The organism is Sphaerochaeta halotolerans, assembly GCF_003429665.1.
Lineage (GTDB): Bacteria > Spirochaetota > Spirochaetia > Sphaerochaetales > Sphaerochaetaceae > Sphaerochaeta > Sphaerochaeta halotolerans.
On record NZ_QUWK01000014.1, the window covers coordinates 15840 to 34804 of the forward strand.

Consider the following 18965-nt stretch of genomic DNA (forward strand, 5'->3'; position numbering starts at 1 on the left):
TTTATATTGGTTGATTGTTACTGGTATTCTTCTGTAAGCGGCTATTTTTCACACCACTGATAAAAATCCAGATAATAGCAACCATCAAAACGATACCAACGGGACGACCCAGTAACGGGATGATCGAACCCTGTCCCTGCATGAGGGCCTGACGGAAACTGATGTCAGCCGTAGGTCCAAGAATAATTCCCAGCACCAGAGGAGCCATCGGATAATTAAGCTTGCGCAGGATGTATCCGAGAATACCGAATATGAACATGACATGGATGTCAAAGATGTTCACATTTCCGGCATAAGCCCCGATAACTGTCAAGGGGACGATGATTGGCATGAGAATCTTTCGGTTGATCTTCAGAACCTTCACCATTGGTTTGGTGAGCAGGAGACCGAAAACCAACATGGATGCGGTTGCGATTAAGAGCGTCACTGCAGTCAGATAAAGGAAATCGGGAGATTCAAGCGCGAGCATCGGACCTGGTTTTATCCCGTGAAGCCAGATGGCTGCCAGGAACATGGCTGCTGGAGGGGATCCAGGGACAGCAAGGGTAAGCAGGGGAATCATGGCACCACCGATACAGGCGTTATTAGCTGTCTCAGCTGATGCGAGTCCTTCATAACTTCCTTTTCCGAAAAGATGTCCATGCTTGCTACGTCGCTTACCAACGTCATAGCTGACCCAGGCAGCAATATCTTCACCAGCACCCGGGACTGCCCCGATACCGCTTCCGATTAAACCAGAGCGGACTGCTGTTGAAAGCACTTGCTTAACCATGCTTCTATCTGGAAGCACCTTCCCAAGCTGGTTCTCAATGGAATAAGGAACGTCTTCCTGCAAAACAGAAAGAATCTCGGAGATACCGAATACACCGATCAAAGCTGGAATTAGGGAGATACCACCCATTAAGTCATAACTCCCATAGGTAAACCTTGGGAACGCATAGACGGCATCCAAGCCTATCATAGCGGTAAAGAATCCCAGGAATCCTACAATCCAACCCTTGAGTGGGGTACTCTGCGTCGAGAGGTTGCCACAAATCATGATACCGAAGACGGAGATGAGGAAATACTCCCACTGACCGAATTTCAAAGCAATTTTATAAAGGAATGGGGTAAGAAAAATCAACAAGAGAATGGAAATCAGTGTACCAACAAACGAGGCTACAATACCAACTCCGATAGCTTGTCCACCATGTCCTTGTTTGGCTAGTACGAACCCATCCAAGGCGGTTGCCGCTGCTGATGGTGTTCCAGGGATGTTAATCATAATTGCTGAATAACAACCACCCATGACAGCTCCAACGTAGACTCCGAGAAGGAATGCTACAGCGGTAGCAAGCTGCATTGAGTAGGTAAGATTGATCAGCAGGGCGAGGGCCATGGTAGCGGTTAGTCCTGGAATTGCTCCAACCACGATACCGGCCACGGTTGCAATCATTGTTACAAATACCTGTGGATATCCGAACGCCTGTGCTGCTGCGGATCCGAACAGGGCAAATTGCTGTGCAAATGCTTCAAACATAGGTGCTCCCACCTCTATGGAAGAGGAATTTTAAAGACATACTGGAAAATAGCGCTGATCAGTACCGCTGAAAGGACTGAAATGATGATATTTTTCAACCAGGTCGTAGATTTCAGATACCAGAAGGTAACAACAAGGTAGATGAAGGTGGCTATTGCAAAATGTATTCTACCAATCAGACCATAGATATATACCACCATAAAGAATGAGAGAATGACTACGCGTTTTGATTCGGGACTAAGGAATAAAGCAATCAAGCTATCCTTACGAAAGGTAGCTTTTGTCGCTGCAACACTCCCGCCTCGTATTGATCCAATCAACATAACGATTCCGAACAGACAAAAGATAATTCCCAGAATGAACGGGAAGAATCCTGGTGCGTCGAGAAAACTGTTGAATACCTTCATACCGAGCGATTCAACAATAAGATAGATTCCGAAAGCTAACAGGAGTACACCCATAATGAGATCGGAAGCAGTTGTTTTCTTAATTTGGCTCATGCAACTATCCTTTTCCTAATAATTTCGGGAGACGGGAACCCCCATCCCCCGAAACAAGACGTGTTATTTGATGTTCTGCTTAGCCACTTCCCAGTCGAAGTCTGCAAGTTTGGGGATATTAAACTCAGCAGGGCTCTTGACTGTGGAACCGACGTTGTCCAGGGTCCAAGCGTATCCAGCTTCCTGGATGGCAAGGAACTTGTCAGCATCTTCGCCAGCATACCCAGCAAGAACCAATCCCTGCTGTCTTGCATAGTCGACGATCTCTGGCTGTTCAACTGCCCAGTAGAATGCCTCAGTCAGACCATCAAGAATGTCCTGAGGTACATCACGAGGGATCATGAGAGGCCATGTCTCACTGAGCAAGGGGATGTTCTCTGCATTTTCCTGTACCTTCATGATGGAGGGAATGTTAAGACCGAAGTCAGTGTAGTCACTGGTGTCAGTGATGGCGAGGGCGCGAAGCTGTCCAGCTTTGATGAAGTCAATCAAGGAGGAGAAGGTGCCCATGGCAATCTCTGCATCGCCTGCAATGACGTTGATACCAGCTTGACGGCAAGAACCAGCGGTCATGTAGTTAGGAGAGGGAACTCCAGCGATGTCACGAATTGCCTCAAAGAGAACGTGAGGACCAACGCCGAAGCCGCTGATTGCCATGTTCTGCTTTCCACTCTTCAAGTAAGCCATTGCATCATCATAGGTCTTGATGTCTGAATCTGGGGAAACAACAAGAACAGCTGCACCCATATACGGGTGGAAGGAAGCCCAATCAGCCCAGTAGGTGTCACTGGTGCCCATTACACGAAAACCAGAGATAGGGCCACTACCGGTTGCAAACATGCTATACCCATCATGCTTCTTACTGTACATTACAGTATTTGCAGCAACAGCGGATGCAGCACCTTCCTGGTTCACCACATTGATGGTTTCCCCAAGATACTCTTCCATCTTTGCGATAACCGGACGAACAGCAGTATCAGTGCCACCACCGGCTCCGAAGCCAACATAGACTACCGGCTGTGTTTTCGGCCAAAGCTTGGTGCTTGCAGCCTCTTTCTGACCTTCTGCGAACAGTGAAGTCGCAACCAACAGTACCAGAAGGATAACAAGAATTCTGTTTTTCTTCATACAAAACTCTCCTTTTATTTTTTTATGGTATAAGCCATAAAATTACTTATATGTTGTATGACGTCCTATAAGCTACAAGACTCATACAAAACATTTCAGGTAAAAGCTTCATCTGCAAACAAAACTACAGCTCAGCTAACTCTGAAATCCGATCAACAGTCTTGGCCACATGCTCACGCATCAGCCTGGCTGCCTCTTCCCTATTATGTACCCTTAGTGCTTCGAGGATGATGCGATGATAATACCGTCCGTCTCGCATACCCAAGTGAGTAACAATGGACTCCATGCTTGCATTCATCAAATCCTGCATGAAAAGAGCTACATTGATCAGCATGTTGTTCTTTGTTGCTTTTGCGATAGCCATATGGAACTGGATATCATCATGAGCAAATACCTTAATGTCCTGGGTATTCTGCTCCATCCGAACAACAATCGCCTCAAGTGCGTCACATTCCTCTTTCGTGATTCTCGTAGCGGCTATCTCCGTTGCCCCTACTTCCATTACCATTCTGTACTCAAGAATCTCCTGCAAGGAGTTCTTGTCAATCATGAACATGGGAAACAACATGTCACGGTAATTCTCGCTGGTCACCCTTCTGATGAAAGATCCTTCTCCATGACGTGTTTCTACGATTCCCAAGGCCTTGAGCTTCTGCATCGCCTCACGAATGCTGATGCGGCTCACTCCAAACTCCTGTCTCATTTCATTTTCGGAAGGGAGTTTTTCACCCTCCTTCCATTTATTACTCTTGATCTGGGCAAGCAATTGCTCATACACTTGGCTAGAAATCTTCTCTTGTCTTACAATTTTCGTTGAATTTTGTTGCGGCATCGAAAACTTCCCTCCAAGTCAGTACCACTGATAGGTTATCATACAAGTGTTATATGTCAATCACTTTTTTACATTATTTTATTATAGTATATCAATATCGATATATGCATATCGAGTGAAAGCTTCTAATATCCTTTTTCTCCACGCACTCACTCCCCTTTCTGTTTATTCTTCCCAAGAAAAAGCAGAACCAGAAATATGATGAAGATGACCACGAAGATGGCCAGCATTCCTTGTCCCATCAGTGTCAGTGATTTTGAAAAAATTGACTGCATAAGCCTCCTCCTATAACAATCCCGGGACCAGTCCCAGGATGACACCGCCGGCAATGACTGATGCAATCTGCCCAGCGACATTTGCCCCGACTGCATGCATCAACAGATGATTCTGAGGATCTGCTTGCTGCCCTAGCCGTTGAATAACCCTTGCTGACATAGGGAAGGCAGAAATACCTGCAGCCCCAACCATCGGGTTGACCTTCTTTTTCACAAACAAGTTCAAAATCTTTGCAAACACAACCCCGGCAATGGTATCAAAGATGAAGGCAAGCAATCCAAGCGCCATAATCATAATGGTCTGCACGGTCACAAATGACTCTGCTTTCATCGTGGAAGCAATCGTGATACCAAGCAACAAAGTAATAAGATTAACCAATACGGTTTGCGCAGCGTTGGAAAGCGTATCCAAGACAGTGCACTCCCTGATAAGGTTGCCGAACATCAGCATCCCCACCAAGGAAACAGAGGCAGGGGCTACATAGCCAGCAACCACTGTTACGATGATCGGGAAGAGAATCTTTGCTCGCTTCGATACGGAACGGGGATTGTACGGCATCTTGATCATTCGCTCTTTCTTAGTGGTCACCAACTTGATGGCAAAGGGTTGTATGATTGGCACCAAAGCCATATACGAATAGGCGGCAATGGCAATCGGCCCTACATACTTGCTCCCAAGCACCTGAGAGACCAGGATAGAGGTGGGTCCATCTGCGGCGCCAATGATCCCTATTGATGCAGCATCGATCAAACTGAACCCAAGCAAGGTGGCCACACTAATGGTGGCAAAAATACCCCACTGGGCAGCTGCGCCAAAGAGGATCAACTTGGGATTGGCCAACAAAGGACCGAAATCGATCATAGCCCCGATACCGATGAACAACAGCAGGGGCAACGCCTCTGCTGATTCTATTCCCAGCTCGAAGAGCCAGTCGAGTATGCCTGGGACCTCTCCGATTCCAACCATCATCTGTGTGATGGCTCCAGAGAACGGCAAGTTGACCAAGATGGCACCAAAGCCCATGGGAAGCAAAAGCGGGGGCTCGAGTTTCTTTGCAATTGCAAGATAAATGAGAAGACCTCCCACACCGAACATTACCAGTTGCTTCCACGTAGTGCTAAGAAGTCCTTCCAGCAAGAAGTCCATAGAGAACCTCCGGGGATAAAAGAATAGGGGGAGAAGTTGACTTCGCACGAGGGCAATGAAGCTCCCCCAACGTTGTTAATCATAGAGGGCTTATGGGTCGAGGTCAAATGTTAATTTTCGAAGGTTTGGATTCTATTCTCAGAAAGAAGCCGTACATATGTATTGAAACCACACAGTACAACTCCTATAGTAGTTCCATGGAAACACCGATCAAGCTCACAAACCAGGATATTCCTGCAGTTCGTGCCTATATCGCAGGAGAGAAAGAGATGAACCTCTTCATTGAAGGGGATATTGAGCACTATGGTCTTGAGAATGATGCGGTCACACTGTATGCATTCGGCCATGATTGGGATTGCCTGCTCCTGAAGTACTACTCCAACTACATGATTGCAAGCAACAAGAAAACCTATGATGCACACCAGGTTGCTGAGTTTCTGAAGGGAAAGGAGATGCAGTGCCTGAGTGCGGATGAGCGACTGCTTAAACAAATCCAGCCTTACTACCCTTTTGGGGAGATCCACGGAACCTATCTCTGCCGTCTTGAGAGAGAATCATTTTGCAAACAATCGAATCAGCCTTCTTCAGTTTCCAAGCTTGCAGGAGAGGATGCCCAGGATGTCGTGAACCTCTACAAGCAGATTGAGGAGTTTGCAAAACCATATATTGAAAAAGAAGCAGAGAAGCTCCAGGAAATACGCAACAACTTCGAAAAGGGTGGCAACGGGTATGGTATTTTCAAGGATGGAAACCTCGTCTCTACTGCCTATACAACTGCATCCACCAAGAGTGGCGCCATGATTGTAGGGGTTGCTACCCATCCTTCCTTCCGCAACCAAGGTTTTGCCTCCACGGTCATGAATGAGCTTTGTGCAGTCGAATTCTCTCGAGGACGGTCCTTCCTCTGCCTCTTCTACAGTAATCCTACCGCCGGAGCTCTCTATCACAGGCTTGGATTTGAGACCATCGGTCGCTGGGGGATGCTGAAGTTCTAGGAAAGTACCCTATAGGCAGTATTTTTGAGTTGCATGCTTACTGCAACAGCTTAGAATGATTACCAGGAGAAGCATATAATGAAAGCACTGGTATTGGAAGAAAAGGGACGACTGAACGTACGTGACGTTCCCATTGAGGAGCACATGAGCTCCTATGATGTTACGGTGGATGTAAAAGCATGTGGTATCTGTGGAAGTGACGTCCACTACTACACCGAGGGAGCCATTGGGGAGTTTGTTGTCAAGGAACCAATGATCCTCGGCCATGAGGCAGCTGGAGTCGTGGTAGCCAAGGGAGAGCAGGTTACAAACCTGGAAATCGGAGATTTGGTCTGCATGGAACCAGGGGTCCCCGATCTGCAGTCCGACCAGGTGCTTGAAGGAAACTACAACCTAGATCCAGGTATCTCTTTCTGGGCCACTCCGCCGATTCATGGCTGTCTGCGTGAACAGGTTGTGCATCCATCCCGCTTCTGTTTCAAGTTACCCAAAGGGGTCAGTGTGCAGGAAGGCGCCATGATGGAACCATTGGCAACAGGCATTGAGGCAGCAAAGAAAGCCCAGGTGAAACCGGGGGACACCGCTCTTGTAGTAGGAGCAGGAACCATCGGTATCATGGTTGCTATCTCCTGCCTTGCTGCAATTAAACCCCTGTGCAAACAAGAAACACAGGGGTATTTTATATTTCTACAGATTATGCACTCTTTACAATCTTTCTTTGCTTCTTATCGCGAGTTTCTGATGATCGGGCGTTAATTCGCTGCTGGGTTTGGTCTAGGATGACCGCAGCGAGAATCACCAAACCTTTAATAACATTCTGCCAGAACTCAGAAACACCAAGCATCACCAGACCATCGCTCAACACTCCAATTACAAAAGCACCAATGACAGTCCCTCCGATACTTCCTATTCCTCCTGAGAGGCTCGTACCACCTAGGACAGCTGCAGCAATAGCATTCATTTCATAACTTTCTCCTGTAGCTGGATGGGCAGCAACCAATTGACTGGCAATGATCAAACCAACCAATGCAGAAGCAAAACCAGAGAACATGTAGACAAGTGTTGTCACTTTCTTGACTTGAATTCCTGATAATTCCGCTGCTCGTTGATTACCTCCAATGGCATAAATATGTCTTCCAAAGGGGGTTTTCTTTGCAATGTATATTGCAATTATCATCAATAGGATCATCAGCCAAACAGAAAAGGGCATACCAAGGAACCTTCCAGCACCGAGGATTGGGAATCCAGTATTTCCAAGTTCAGGTTTTCCTTGAAGGTTAGGAAATGTTGCTCCACCTGAACGAATATTTGCAAAGCCTCTCGCAATGTACATCATTCCAAGCGTTCCTATAAAAGGGGCAACATTCAACCTTGTGATGAGTAATCCATTTACGCCTCCAATTGCAGTACCGAGTAATAGACAAACAAGTATTATTAAAGGTACATGTAAATATAGAGTACCTCCAAACATATTAAGAACTATTCCTTCATTTATGAGTCCTCCAGCAATCATTCCAGAGAGCCCGACAATCGAACCCACAGATAAATCAATACCACCAGTTAAAATAACAAAAGTCATCCCGATTGCCATAATTCCAGTAATTGCAACATGCTTTGCAATGGTCATGAGATTTACCGGGTGAAGGAAATTAATACCGCGGGTAGTGTTCAATAATACAGTAAAAACTATTACCAAAAGTATGAGGGCAATAATTGTCCTCATCTTGAGTAAAATCATACTAATCGAGAAATCATTATTTTTAATGCTATTCTTCATTTATTCTTTCCTCCGACCCTCTGCGCTGTAGTCATATGGCCAATTGTTGAAGCATTTACGATATTTTCTTCTGAAATATCTTCCTTCCCAAAATTACCTGTAATTCTACCCTTGGAAAGGACAATCACTCTGTCACAAATTGCTAGCAGTTCTTTTAACTCGCTTGTAACCATGATGATTGCAAGCCCTTTCTGAGCCAAATCGTTCATAATATTGAAAATCTCGCCTTTTGCTCCTACATCGATACCCCTCGTGGGTTCGTCCAAGAGCAATACTTTTGGCTGGATTAAGAGACTTTTGCCAAACACAACTTTTTGTTGGTTGCCTCCACTAAGAGACATGATTGAATCCGCTGGATTGGAAGTCTTAATTGACATGCTAGTAATTGTTTCATTTACACAGCTTGATTCATCACTCCCGCTAATGTGTATCTTCTTTTTAACAATTCTCCAGAGCCCCGGCAATGTGAGATTATGCGAAACACTCATCGTTTGCACAATCCCTTCTCGTTGCCTATCCTCAGGAACTAACGCTATACCTTTTCTAATTCTAGATTTAATATCTGGTTCTCCAAGAAGTTCATTTTCAAGAAATATCTTGCCTCTCGCCTCTCTATGCAGGCCCATTATTGATTCCAGAGTCTCTGTCCGTCCTGCTCCAAGAAGGCCATATATACCAAGCACCTCTCCTCTTCGAACATCAAAAGAAATGCTTTTCAATAAAGGTTCTTCAGCAGGGCCATGCAAAAAAAGATCTTTAACCTGCAATACAACATCGCCAATCTGGCGTTTCCCAGAATGGAATATTTTACTTGCTTCCCCTCCGACCATAGAAGAGATGATCCATTGCAGATTGACGTCACTCATCGGTTTTTCTGTAATTAACTCACCATCACGTAAAACAGTGATGTAATCACCAATCTGTATTAGTTCTTCTAGCCGGTGAGAGATGTAAATGATAGAGACCCCGTTTGATTTTAATTCGTCAATAATCTTAAACAATATTTCTACTTCAGTTTTTGAAAGAGCCGAAGTAGGTTCATCCATAATAAGGATGTTAACATCTTCAGCTAATGCACGAGCAATCTCTACAATTTGCTGTTGCCCAACCTTCAGAGAACTGACCTTACTTCTAGGATTTATGTCTTGTTCTAGTTTTCTCAACAACTCTTTTGCCTTCAGTTCTTGAGTCCCATGATCAATCCATCCTTTATTTTTCAACAATTCCTTATTCATAAATATATTCTCAGCTACATTGAGGTTCGGGAAGAGGCTTAGCTCTTGATAGATAATCCCTATACCTTTTTGTGCAGCTGTTTTGGGGGTCAGATGAGTCAATTCTTCATCTTGCAAATAGAATTTGCCACTGGTGGGCATTTCCACTCCAGATAGTATTTTCATAAGAGTCGATTTCCCTGCACCGTTCTCCCCAACCAGTACATTTACTTTTCCCTCATAGACATTAAAATTGACTCCTTTTAATGCCATAGTACCAGGGTACACTTTTCTAATATTTTCTGCCCTGAGAATTACTGCATCACTCATCCGATTCACCATTATTCAATTCCAACCACACCGGTGTTATCATGATTTCCTCTGAACCATCATAAAGTGTGAATGCACCAAGAAAACTAACATTCATCCCTGGTTCCCATGACTCATTAACAACAGATACAACATTATCTCTAATATAGAAATTGATTTCTCGTGATATATTCGCAAATTCAATCTGGTTATTAAAATCATCAAACTTGATAAACTCTAATGCATCTCGCACCATGCTTTTCTTGATGACTGGACCAATCTGTATAGTGCAATTGGATTCCTGACTCAGATCAGGCAAATCCAACACCAGTAACCCTGCCGACGAATCCCTGTTAACCTCATAAATTGGAAATGTTCCAGAGACAATAAATGTGTAAGGAGAAAGTTCTTCTTTTCTTATCCCATATTTTTTTTTCGTAGTTTCTGTGTCTGTGCGCAGCAGAGATAATAACTCTTTCAAGTCATATGCTTCTTCTTCAAATATAGTAAGGACCCTATCGTCCCAAATGTCATGTACATATTCTACAGCATCAAATGACTCATCCTCAAAATAGAAGGACACGCCATCATTATTTTTATTCTTACTTGACCCGTCATGTTTTACAAACGTACACGACATGAAAAGCGCTGAAATTATTAAGATAAGACACGTATTTCGTAATAGTTTCATTTGAACTCACCCAATGTAAATATAGCTCCTCTACTGTGAGGAGCTATATTATTATTCAATTTATTTTAACATGAAGTTGTCCAACCTAGCTGCGTTGGATTCATCAATCAAGATACAATCAGTAAGTTGCTTTTCCGGCAGACCAGTAGATCCAGTCTTAATATACTTATCAGCCTGCTCAACAGCCATAATAGCGTTAGTTGCAGCGGTCTGAAGAACTGTAGCCTTGATATCACCAGCCAAAATTGAGTCGCGAACATCATTGCTACCATCAAAACCGACAACAATAACCTCGCCCATACCAGCTGCATTCAAAGCAGCCATTGCGCCCATGGCCATCGTATCATTACCACTGATTACACCCTTGATGTCTGGATTAGCCTGCAGGATAGACTCCATCTTTTCGAAAGCCTCTGTCTGACTCCAGTTTGCACTCTGCCGAGCAACCATTCTGAGACCAGGATACTGGTCAATGATTTCATGGTAGCCCTTTGAGCGGATTCCGGCGTTAGTATCAGATTCTTTACCGACCAACTCTACATACTTGCCACTTTCACCCATCAATTCAACAAATTTTTCTCCGCCAAGCAATGCCCCTTGGTAATTGTTTGATACAATCTGGCTTACAGCAATACCGGTTTCATTAATCTCTCTGTCAATCAAGAAGGTAGGAATACCTGCTTCTTTCGCTTTTCTGACAGCACCGATTGTCGCATCTGCACCAGCATTATCACAAATAATTGCAGCAGCATTACTTGCTATAGCAGTGTCAAAATGCTGATCTTGCTTATTAGCATCATCATCGTGTGATAGTACAAGTGTTTCATAGCCCAACGATTTAGCAGTCTCTTCAGCTACTAAAGCCTCCGTCTTAAAAAAGGGGTTATCGTGTGAAGGAGTAATAATTACAATCAGATTACTCTTGACAGCTTCCTTTTGTCCCTGTGCAAACAAAGTAAACGAAAGCAAAGCCACTAAAACAAAAACAACAAGTTTCTTTCCCATAATAGAATCTCCTTTTCATAGTTTGTACTTCGATGGTAATATGGCAAACTTGAGCTGTCAATGAAAATATTTTCTATTTTTTTCGTTTATAGGATTATTAAATATTTTTATTTGTTTTTTTTTGTTTTTTGTAATCCAACTAAAATCCACAAACTTTCTATTTATATCTATTAAGGCTCAAAGTGCTTTGCTGCAAATACAACACAGTAGGCTACTGCTCAAACCTTTATAAGTTTTACTCCTAAATCAAGTATTCTCTTCTCATATTCAGCAGCGATGCCTACATCTGTTATGATGTAGTCTATCTGCGATAGATTTCCAAGCGATGCTATACTTGTTTTACCAAACTTGCTTGAATCAACGAGCAAATATGTTTCATGTGCAGAATTAATCATAGCTCGTTTAACAACCAAATCATTAAAACTTGGATAGGTCAGATCCAAAGACTGCGCGACGCCTCCTGATGCTAGGAATAATTTGTCGACAAAAGCCGTCTCAAAGAATGATGCAGCTTTCAATCCAGTCAAAGAAAGCGTTGGTGGCTTAAACTCTCCACCTGACACCATGAGTTGAAAATTTGGGTTTGAACCTACCAGCAAAGCAATATTAAGAGCATTTGTAAGTACTGTAAGATTTTTTTTCTGATGTAGAATTGCAGCTAGTTCCGTTACAGTTGACCCAGAATCAAGAATAAGGCTATCACCATCTTTAATATATTCCAAAGCTTTTTCCGCAATCTTTCTCTTCTCGTCCAAATGTTCTGTGTGCTGGAGTGTAAGGGTGCTTACCTGACGAGACATTGTCTTTAAAAACGCTCCTCCATGTTCACGGACAATATGCCCATCCTTCTCCAAGACCTCCAAATCTTGCCTAATGGTTGGCTCACTGACATGAAACATTTCGCTTAGAGTTTTTACTCGTGCGCTTCCATCCTCTTGGATAAATTCCAGTATTTTGTTGCGCCTTTCGTTTGCAAGCATTATTTTCGTCTTCCTTATGTTCTTATGCATAACATCCTAAAGCATATTGGATAATTTGAAAAGCAAGCATTTAGTAAACTCGCAAATTACATCGGGAAAATACAAGCTAATTTTTGTAAAAATCCTTAATTTCCCCATATAATCGCAATTCTTTCTGTAAAAATAAAAATCAAATGAAAACAAATGAAAGTATATGAAGTTTTCTTCCTTGACTTACAAAACATACTATCGTAATCTGCATATATACTTTTTCTATCTAAGGAGCGCATCATGCCAACGATTAAATTAGGGTACGCACCCACCCGTAGAAGTATCTTCAGTGCACCGGATGCCATCAAATATCGCAACCTCACCCGAGATCGACTGGTTGAACTTGGTATCGAATTCGTTGATATCACTGACATCAATAAGGAAGGTCTCCTCTATGATGACAAGGATATGGTGAGAATCCTAGAGAAGTTCAAGGCAGAGAAGGTCGATGGACTCTTTCTCCCCCACTGCAACTTTGGTACTGAGTATGTATCAGCCAGACTGGCCAAGGAGCTTGGGGTCCCTGTCCTCCTCTGGGGTCCGTTGGATGAACGGCCAGAGCCCAATGGGGAGCGACTCAGAGATACACAGTGTGGTCTTTTTGCTACGGGCAAAGTTCTCAGACGGTTCAGAGTACCCTTCACCTATATGACCAACTGCAGGCTCAATGACCCTGTCTTTGAACGTGGTATTAGGGACTTCCTCGCTGTCTGTAATACGGTTAAGACCTTCAAGTCCATTAGGATTCTCCAGATTTCCACCCGTCCTTATGACTTCATGACCACCATGTGCAATGAAGGGGAACTACTGGAGCGATTCAACGTACAGCTTGCTCCCATCCCCATGCCTGAATTGATAGAAACTGTCAAGAAATGCAAAGCAGATGAGAAGGAAGCAGTGGCTGAGGTCATCTCCTACGTTAAGGAAACGATGATCATCAAGGTTACTGAGGAACAGCTTGAGACTGTCGCTGCACTCAAGGTGGCAATGGCCAAGTTGAGAGAGCAGTACAGCTGTAATGCAGTCGCCATCCAGTGCTGGAATGCACTGCAAGGTGAACTTGGCATCATGCCCTGTGCTGCAAATGCCTTGCTTAATGATGAAGGAGTCCCCGTGGTTTGTGAGACAGACATCCACGGTGCAATTACCGCACTCTTGGTGGAAGCAGCCGGCATGGGCAAGAGTCGCTCTTTCTTCGCTGACTGGACCATTCGCCACCCAGACATCCCCAACGGTGAACTCCTGCAACACTGTGGACCGTGGCCGGTATCGGTGGCGAAAGAGAAACCCGTACTCGGCTACCCACTTGCATTCAATCACCCAGGAAGCCTTACTGCAGAAGCCAAGGGAGGGAACCTCACCCTTTGCCGATTTGACGGAGACAACGGAGAATATTCATTGCTACTTGGGGGCGCAAAAGGTACCACTGGACCTAAAGGCATGGGAACATATCTCTGGATTGAGGTGGACAATATCAAACGCCTGGAAGAGAAAATCGTCACAGGCCCCTATATCCACCACTGCGTCGGTATTCACCAAAATATCGTCCCCATCCTCTACGAAGCCTGCAAGTACATTGGAATAAAGGCTGACTTCTACGATCCAATTGAGGAAGCTGTAAAAGCCTATCTCCGTGGGGAAGATGTCCCCCTGATGCAGTAAAAGAGGATGGTAATGACAATACAAGCACTTAAGCAACAGGCACTCGAAGTCCGAAAAACCTTGCTTTCCATGATCTACCAAGCGAAAACAGGTCATACCGGTGGAGCTCTCAGTTCCACAGACCTGATCACAGCACTTTACTTTGAAGTTATGCATATCGATCCTTCAAACCCCAAGTGGGAGGGAAGGGATTACTTCATTCTCTCAAAGGGCCATAGTGTGGAAGGATACCTTTCCGCCCTTGCCAAGCGTGGTTTTTTTGATGAGAGCCTACTCTCCACCTTCTGCCAATACAAAAGCCCGTTGATCGGGCATCCCAACAATAAAATACCCGGAATAGAAATGAACACCGGTGCCTTGGGACATGGCCTTTCTATTTCGGTAGGCATGGCAATTGGCTTGAAGAAGGACAAAAAACCCAATAGGGTGTTCACGCTCATGGGAGACGGAGAACTCGCTGAGGGATCGGTATGGGAAGCTGCAATGGCAGCAAGCCATTACAAGCTGGACAATTTAATAGCAATCGTTGACAGAAACCACCTGCAGATATCGGGGTCAACAGAAGATGTCATGGGCTTGGAGCCTCTTCGTGAGCGTTGGGAAAGCTTTGGTTGGCAGGTGGAGGAGATTGACGGCAACTCCATGCTTGAGGTGGTGAATGCACTCAAGGCTGCACCGTTCAAGGAACACAAACCATCCCTTATCATAGCCAATACCACCAAGGGAAAAGGAGTCAAGGAGATGGAGGACATCCCCTCCTGGCACCACGGAGTTCCAAACCAACACCTCTATGAGCAAGCCATGCTCGACTTTGAATCCATGGAAAAGGAGCTACAGAATGTCTGATTACCGTGCCTGCAGAGAGGCATATACCACAACCCTCCTCACCCTCGCTCAGGAAGATCCCTCGATTATCGTCATAAGCAGTGATGCTCGTGGATCCTGTTCATTGAATACCTTCGTCGAGACGCTACCCGACCAGTTCGTCGAGATAGGCATCGCCGAACAGAATGAAATTGGAGTGGCAGCCGGACTCTCTGTGGTAGGCAAGAATCCGTTTGTTTGTGCACCGGCTTGCTTCTTGACGGCAAGGAGCCTCGAACAACTGAAAGTCGATGTAGCCTACTCCCACCAGAATGTGAAAGTGTTGGGAGTCAGCGGAGGAGTCAGTTACGGTGTACTGGGGTCAAGCCACCATACCTTGCATGATATTGCTACACTGCGCTGTATCCCTGACCTTACCATTATCCTTCCCAGCGATGCCGCCCAAACCGAAGCGGTAGTCAGGACCATCGCACACCAGAAAGGTGCCTTTTTCATCAGGATTGGGAGAGAAAAAATTCCTCAAGTCTACACTGAGGAACTGGGAGTAAAGCCTTTTACCCTAGGAAAGGCAAACACCCTACGAGAAGGTGATTCCCTTACCTTGGTGAGTTGCGGAGAACTTGTCTATCACACCCTCGAGGCAGCAAAACTCCTCAGCAACGAGGGAATTGAAGCCAGGGTTCTCGACATGGCTACCCTCAAACCGTTTGATGAAGAGGCAATCATCAAGGCGGCCAAGGAGACTGGGGCACTGGTGACAATAGAAGAACATAGTATCAACGGAGGACTTGGTGCAACTGTCAGCCAAATTGTCTGTGCCAACCATCCGGTACCGGTGAAAACCCTTGCCTTCCCCGATGAATACCTGGTCACCGGGAACAGTCTTGAACTATTCGCCCACTATGGCCTCGATGCCAAGGGTATCGCTGCCTCAGTGACAACATTTATTTCCCAAGTGAGTACCCTATGAGTGAACAATTCATCCTTGCATTCGACCAGAGTACATCTACCACGAAAGCCCTGCTTTTCGACCAGAGAGGAGCTTTGCGGGGACGTTCAGACGTGCCACACCGCCAGATCATCAATGACCAAGGGTGGGTGGAGCATGATGCTGAACAGATCATCAAGAATCTCTTTTCAGCCGCAAAAACCCTTCTGGAAACCACTGCTGTGGACCGCTCCTCTATTAAAGCCGTTGCCATCTCCAACCAACGGGAGACTGCTGTTGCCTGGAACAGAAACAGTGGAAAAGCTTTGTACCATGCCATAGTCTGGCAGTGCGGGAGGGCAAAGGATATTTGTGTTGCTCTGGAAAAAGACAAAGAGGAAATTCATAGGAGGACCGGCTTGCATCTCTCCCCCTATTTCAGTGCCGCCAAGTTTGCTTGGATGCTCCAAAACGTCAAGACAGTAAAAGATGCAGCACAGTCAGGAGAGCTGGTACTTTCAACCATGGACAGCTATGTTCTCTATCACTTGAGCAAGGAAAAAACAGTCCGCAGCGAGTACTCCAACGCCTCTCGAACACAGCTTATGAATATTACAGACCTTAGCTGGGATAAATACGTGTCTTCCCTTTTTGGCATCCCACCAGAAAGCCTGCCTGAGTTGTGTGACTCAAATGCTCTCTTCGGCCACACTAACCTAGATGGACTTTTACCAGGGGAAGTCCCCATTCATGCAATGCTCGGAGACTCCCAAGGTGCCCTCTATGCACAGGGTTGTCATCACAAGGGCATGACGAAAGCTACCTATGGCACGGGATCCTCCATCATGATGAACATCGGGGAGAAACAAGTACTCTGTGAGGATCTGGTCACCAGTCTTGCTTGGGGAATTGACGGAAAGGTCACCTATGTTTTGGAAGGGAACATCAACTACAGTGGAGCAACAATCTCCTACTTGGTTGAGGATCTTCAGCTTATCAGCTCAGCAAAGGAGGCTGGTATCCTTGCAAAACAAGCCAAGGACATCGAAGGCCTCTACATGGTGCCAGCCTTCAGTGGCTTGGGTGCTCCCTATTGGGACCCAGGGGCGAGAGCGGTAATTGTAGGGTTGGACAGACGGTGCAAGAAAGCAGAACTGGTCAAGGCAGCAGAAGAATCGATTGCCTATCAAATCGCAGATATCGTCTTTTTAATGCACAAGCATTCAAAACAGGACATCACCAGTCTCAGGGTTGACGGCGGACCCACCAACGATACATTCCTCATGCAAGCCCAGAGTGACATCATTGGCTGTGAGGTTCGTGTTGCCGCATTGGAGGAATTGAGTGGACAGGGACCTGCTCTCATCGCTGCAAAGGCAGTAGGAATCCTGGAGCAAGTGCAACTCCCAGCAAAAGCACTCTATCAACCAATGATGAGTGATACGGAGAGAGCAAAACGGTATGAAGGATGGAAGAAAGCAGTCAGCAAAGCTTTGTCGTCTTAGAGCTCCAGCAGAGTCCTCTCGCCAAAGACTGATTCCCAATCCCTGGAAAAGTCATCAACAGCCTGGGTGATAGAGGGCATCGCCAATCCCGTTGAGAGTAACTCGGGACGGACAGTGCATGCCCCTGCCCCATTAGCGTAAGCACTGGTCAACTCACTGATGTTTCTAAAACTCGCGGCAAGGACTTGGGTTGAGCTGGTATTTGTCCAGAGGAATCCTGATAGTTCCTTTATAACCCGTTTTGCGTCGATATCCAGATTGAGCATCCGATCATAGAACACCGCAATATACCGAGCTCCACTGAGCATGGCAAGAATACCCTGCAAGGTGGAAAACACCGTCGTTCCTGTAACGTCAATACCTTCAGAGGTGAGTTGCTTGATTACCTTCAGCCCGCACTCGGTAACCGGAACAGCAATACAAGTGTGTTCACCAAGCAAAGAAACGACATGATGGGCTTCTTTAATCATGGTAGCTTCATCTTTACCCATAACCTGGACATGTAGTTCCCTCTCTTCCCCAATCATCTCCCTGATACGCTGCAAGTGGGAAAGAACATCACCATTCTCAATAGCAGTGAGCATGGTAGGGTTGGTAGTAACTCCCTTGAGTGGGTAATGATCTAGAGCATGTGCAATTGCCGAAAGGTCAGCACTATCGAGTAGTAGGTCCATAGCTTGGTTTCTCCTCATCTCAAGTGTGGCATACAAGAGCGATGAGAACAACTATCTCTCTCGTAGTTCTTGACAAACCCTTCTGGATATACAACCATTTTGCTATGATCGATTCCATCTTGTCTGACACCTCATATTTTTGGGAACCAACCATGCAGTTGAAGGTTATTAAACGTGATCCGGAAATCCCTTACCGGTTGCATAGTCATGAATTCAATGAATTGGTATTTGTAGTAAGTGGGCGTGGGGTTAATTACACAAAGAGTGAACAGCAACCACTCCAAGAGGGATCAGTTTTCTTCATTCCACCAGGGGTGGAACATGGGTACAAAGATGCGGAGAACCTGGTGCTTTACAACATTATCTATGCAAGGAATCTGCTGGGCAGGAAATTTCTTGACCTCCCGTCCCTTCCAGGGTACTGCTCTATATTCATGGAAACCCAGAGCATTCCCTACCTCTTGCTCTCACCTTCCCAAACCGCTGAGCTCATCCCCCTGATCCAGATGATGGAGAAAGAAGCGGACGACCAGAGTTATGGCTCGGGTTCCCGGCCTTTGGCGCTTGCCTACCTGATTGAGTTGATCATCTCACTCTCCCGTATCTGGGATCAGACTCCACGAGAGACCAACCAGGGAACACGAAGGCTCTGGGAAGTCATCTCCTATATGGATCAGCATCTTGATACAAGCCTTTCAACAGAAGACTTGGTAGAAGTGGCAAACATGAGCACCAGTACCCTGAACCGGCTCTTCAAGCAGAGTACCGGCCTCTCTCCCATTGAGTTCCATATCCATAAGCGTGTTGCACACGCCTGCACCCTTATCCAAAGACGAGGACTCTCCATGTCACAGGTGAGTGAAGCGTGTGGCTTCAAGGACCCGAACTACTTCAGCAGGCAATTCAGGAAGGTCATGGGCATGAGCCCGAAACAATACCAGCAAATATTCACCAGCCGTTTCACCTAAC

Annotated in this window: 19 protein-coding genes; 7 read left to right on the plus strand and 12 right to left on the minus strand. The window is 45.5% G+C overall.

Features of this window, described 5'->3' with window-relative positions; all coding sequences use genetic code 11:
- Nucleotide 1 precedes the first annotated feature (1 nt).
- The 6 genes from DYP60_RS11860 to DYP60_RS11880 form a co-directional block, all read right to left on the minus strand.
- Nucleotides 2-1519 carry a tripartite tricarboxylate transporter permease gene (locus DYP60_RS11860; protein ID WP_117331230.1) on the minus strand — a complete coding sequence of 506 codons (1518 nt, stop codon included), beginning with the start codon at nucleotides 1517-1519 and terminating at the stop codon, nucleotides 2-4.
- Nucleotides 1520-1533: 14 nt separating this feature from the next.
- Nucleotides 1534-2019 carry a tripartite tricarboxylate transporter TctB family protein gene (locus DYP60_RS11865; RefSeq protein WP_117331231.1) on the minus strand — a complete coding sequence of 162 codons (486 nt, stop codon included), beginning with the start codon at nucleotides 2017-2019 and terminating at the stop codon, nucleotides 1534-1536.
- 63 nt (nucleotides 2020-2082) lie between these two features.
- Nucleotides 2083-3147, minus strand: a complete 1065-nt coding sequence (locus tag DYP60_RS11870) for a tripartite tricarboxylate transporter substrate-binding protein (protein WP_117331232.1) — start codon at nucleotides 3145-3147, stop codon at nucleotides 2083-2085.
- A gap of 124 nt (nucleotides 3148-3271) precedes the next feature.
- Nucleotides 3272-3979, minus strand: coding sequence for a FadR/GntR family transcriptional regulator (locus tag DYP60_RS11875; protein WP_117331233.1), 708 nt, complete (start codon nucleotides 3977-3979; stop codon nucleotides 3272-3274).
- 149 nt (nucleotides 3980-4128) lie between these two features.
- Complete coding sequence (locus tag DYP60_RS14640; RefSeq protein ID WP_272916411.1) at nucleotides 4129-4254, minus strand: hypothetical protein; 126 nt, start codon at nucleotides 4252-4254, stop codon at nucleotides 4129-4131.
- Between the two features lie 10 nt (nucleotides 4255-4264).
- Nucleotides 4265-5401 carry a sodium ion-translocating decarboxylase subunit beta gene (locus tag DYP60_RS11880; protein ID WP_117331234.1) on the minus strand — a complete coding sequence of 379 codons (1137 nt, stop codon included), beginning with the start codon at nucleotides 5399-5401 and terminating at the stop codon, nucleotides 4265-4267.
- 197 nt (nucleotides 5402-5598) lie between these two features.
- On the opposite strand from DYP60_RS11880, the gene DYP60_RS11885 reads away from it, so the two are divergent.
- Both DYP60_RS11885 and DYP60_RS11890 read left to right on the plus strand, forming a co-directional pair.
- Complete coding sequence (locus DYP60_RS11885) at nucleotides 5599-6396, plus strand: GNAT family N-acetyltransferase (protein WP_117331280.1); 798 nt, start codon at nucleotides 5599-5601, stop codon at nucleotides 6394-6396.
- A gap of 78 nt (nucleotides 6397-6474) precedes the next feature.
- Nucleotides 6475-7152: an alcohol dehydrogenase catalytic domain-containing protein gene (locus DYP60_RS11890; protein ID WP_117331235.1), complete on the plus strand. Its 678-nt coding sequence runs from the start codon at nucleotides 6475-6477 to the stop codon at nucleotides 7150-7152.
- Here the strand turns inward: DYP60_RS11890 and DYP60_RS11895 are convergent.
- The 5 genes from DYP60_RS11895 to DYP60_RS11915 form a co-directional block, all read right to left on the minus strand.
- Nucleotides 7091-8173, minus strand: a complete 1083-nt coding sequence (locus tag DYP60_RS11895) for an ABC transporter permease (RefSeq protein ID WP_117331236.1) — start codon at nucleotides 8171-8173, stop codon at nucleotides 7091-7093. The two genes, DYP60_RS11890 and DYP60_RS11895, sit on opposite strands and share 62 nt — an antisense overlap.
- Nucleotides 8170-9717, minus strand: a complete 1548-nt coding sequence (locus DYP60_RS11900) for a sugar ABC transporter ATP-binding protein (protein WP_117331237.1) — start codon at nucleotides 9715-9717, stop codon at nucleotides 8170-8172. The genes DYP60_RS11895 and DYP60_RS11900 overlap by 4 nt, the downstream gene beginning before the upstream one ends.
- A complete protein-coding gene (locus tag DYP60_RS11905; RefSeq protein ID WP_117331238.1) occupies nucleotides 9710-10387 on the minus strand; it encodes a DUF2291 family protein in 678 nt (225 codons plus the stop codon). Before DYP60_RS11905 ends, DYP60_RS11900 begins: the two co-directional genes overlap by 8 nt.
- A 60-nt stretch (nucleotides 10388-10447) precedes the next feature.
- Nucleotides 10448-11392, minus strand: coding sequence for a D-ribose ABC transporter substrate-binding protein (locus DYP60_RS11910; protein WP_117331239.1), 945 nt, complete (start codon nucleotides 11390-11392; stop codon nucleotides 10448-10450).
- 218 nt (nucleotides 11393-11610) lie between these two features.
- Nucleotides 11611-12372 (minus strand): DeoR/GlpR family DNA-binding transcription regulator, encoded by a 762-nt coding sequence (locus DYP60_RS11915; protein WP_117331240.1) that lies wholly within the window; start codon nucleotides 12370-12372, stop codon nucleotides 11611-11613.
- A gap of 270 nt (nucleotides 12373-12642) precedes the next feature.
- Here DYP60_RS11915 and DYP60_RS14575 point away from each other — a divergent pair, with 270 nt between their 5' ends.
- Genes DYP60_RS14575 through DYP60_RS11935 form a run of 4 tightly spaced genes read left to right on the plus strand, consistent with a single transcriptional unit; the run spans nucleotide 12643 to nucleotide 17322 of the window.
- Complete coding sequence (locus tag DYP60_RS14575) at nucleotides 12643-14064, plus strand: L-fucose/L-arabinose isomerase family protein (protein ID WP_117331241.1); 1422 nt, start codon at nucleotides 12643-12645, stop codon at nucleotides 14062-14064.
- A gap of 12 nt (nucleotides 14065-14076) precedes the next feature.
- Nucleotides 14077-14910 carry a transketolase gene (locus tag DYP60_RS11925; RefSeq protein ID WP_117331242.1) on the plus strand — a complete coding sequence of 278 codons (834 nt, stop codon included), beginning with the start codon at nucleotides 14077-14079 and terminating at the stop codon, nucleotides 14908-14910.
- The gene (locus tag DYP60_RS11930; protein WP_117331243.1) at nucleotides 14903-15859 is read left to right on the plus strand and encodes a transketolase family protein; all 957 of its coding nucleotides are present in this window, start codon (nucleotides 14903-14905) and stop codon (nucleotides 15857-15859) included. The genes DYP60_RS11925 and DYP60_RS11930 overlap by 8 nt, the downstream gene beginning before the upstream one ends.
- Nucleotides 15856-17322 carry an FGGY-family carbohydrate kinase gene (locus DYP60_RS11935; protein ID WP_117331244.1) on the plus strand — a complete coding sequence of 489 codons (1467 nt, stop codon included), beginning with the start codon at nucleotides 15856-15858 and terminating at the stop codon, nucleotides 17320-17322. Before DYP60_RS11930 ends, DYP60_RS11935 begins: the two co-directional genes overlap by 4 nt.
- Here the strand turns inward: DYP60_RS11935 and DYP60_RS11940 are convergent.
- Nucleotides 17319-17996 (minus strand): fructose-6-phosphate aldolase, encoded by a 678-nt coding sequence (locus tag DYP60_RS11940; protein ID WP_117331245.1) that lies wholly within the window; start codon nucleotides 17994-17996, stop codon nucleotides 17319-17321. The two genes, DYP60_RS11935 and DYP60_RS11940, sit on opposite strands and share 4 nt — an antisense overlap.
- A gap of 41 nt (nucleotides 17997-18037) precedes the next feature.
- Between DYP60_RS11940 and DYP60_RS11945 the strand changes: the two genes are divergently transcribed.
- Complete coding sequence (locus DYP60_RS11945) at nucleotides 18038-18964, plus strand: AraC family transcriptional regulator (protein ID WP_237446352.1); 927 nt, start codon at nucleotides 18038-18040, stop codon at nucleotides 18962-18964.
- Nucleotide 18965: the final 1 nt, after the last annotated feature.

Coding starts and splice junctions, on each gene's coding strand:
- DYP60_RS14575 (WP_117331241.1), top strand. CDS start 12,643: ATGCCAACGATTAAATTAGGGTACGCACCCACCCGTAGAAGTATCTTC.
- DYP60_RS11890 (WP_117331235.1), top strand. CDS start 6,475: ATGAAAGCACTGGTATTGGAAGAAAAGGGACGACTGAACGTACGTGAC.
- DYP60_RS11940 (WP_117331245.1), bottom strand. CDS start 17,996: ATGGACCTACTACTCGATAGTGCTGACCTTTCGGCAATTGCACATGCT.
- DYP60_RS11860 (WP_117331230.1), bottom strand. CDS start 1,519: ATGTTTGAAGCATTTGCACAGCAATTTGCCCTGTTCGGATCCGCAGCA.
- DYP60_RS11885 (WP_117331280.1), top strand. CDS start 5,599: ATGGAAACACCGATCAAGCTCACAAACCAGGATATTCCTGCAGTTCGT.
- DYP60_RS11930 (WP_117331243.1), top strand. CDS start 14,903: ATGTCTGATTACCGTGCCTGCAGAGAGGCATATACCACAACCCTCCTC.
- DYP60_RS11900 (WP_117331237.1), bottom strand. CDS start 9,717: ATGAGTGATGCAGTAATTCTCAGGGCAGAAAATATTAGAAAAGTGTAC.
- DYP60_RS11905 (WP_117331238.1), bottom strand. CDS start 10,387: ATGAAACTATTACGAAATACGTGTCTTATCTTAATAATTTCAGCGCTT.
- DYP60_RS11870 (WP_117331232.1), bottom strand. CDS start 3,147: ATGAAGAAAAACAGAATTCTTGTTATCCTTCTGGTACTGTTGGTTGCG.
- DYP60_RS11880 (WP_117331234.1), bottom strand. CDS start 5,401: ATGGACTTCTTGCTGGAAGGACTTCTTAGCACTACGTGGAAGCAACTG.
- DYP60_RS14640 (WP_272916411.1), bottom strand. CDS start 4,254: ATGCAGTCAATTTTTTCAAAATCACTGACACTGATGGGACAAGGAATG.
- DYP60_RS11945 (WP_237446352.1), top strand. CDS start 18,038: ATGAGAACAACTATCTCTCTCGTAGTTCTTGACAAACCCTTCTGGATA.
- DYP60_RS11910 (WP_117331239.1), bottom strand. CDS start 11,392: ATGGGAAAGAAACTTGTTGTTTTTGTTTTAGTGGCTTTGCTTTCGTTT.
- DYP60_RS11935 (WP_117331244.1), top strand. CDS start 15,856: ATGAGTGAACAATTCATCCTTGCATTCGACCAGAGTACATCTACCACG.
- DYP60_RS11895 (WP_117331236.1), bottom strand. CDS start 8,173: ATGAAGAATAGCATTAAAAATAATGATTTCTCGATTAGTATGATTTTA.
- DYP60_RS11865 (WP_117331231.1), bottom strand. CDS start 2,019: ATGAGCCAAATTAAGAAAACAACTGCTTCCGATCTCATTATGGGTGTA.
- DYP60_RS11925 (WP_117331242.1), top strand. CDS start 14,077: ATGACAATACAAGCACTTAAGCAACAGGCACTCGAAGTCCGAAAAACC.
- DYP60_RS11875 (WP_117331233.1), bottom strand. CDS start 3,979: ATGCCGCAACAAAATTCAACGAAAATTGTAAGACAAGAGAAGATTTCT.
- DYP60_RS11915 (WP_117331240.1), bottom strand. CDS start 12,372: ATGCTTGCAAACGAAAGGCGCAACAAAATACTGGAATTTATCCAAGAG.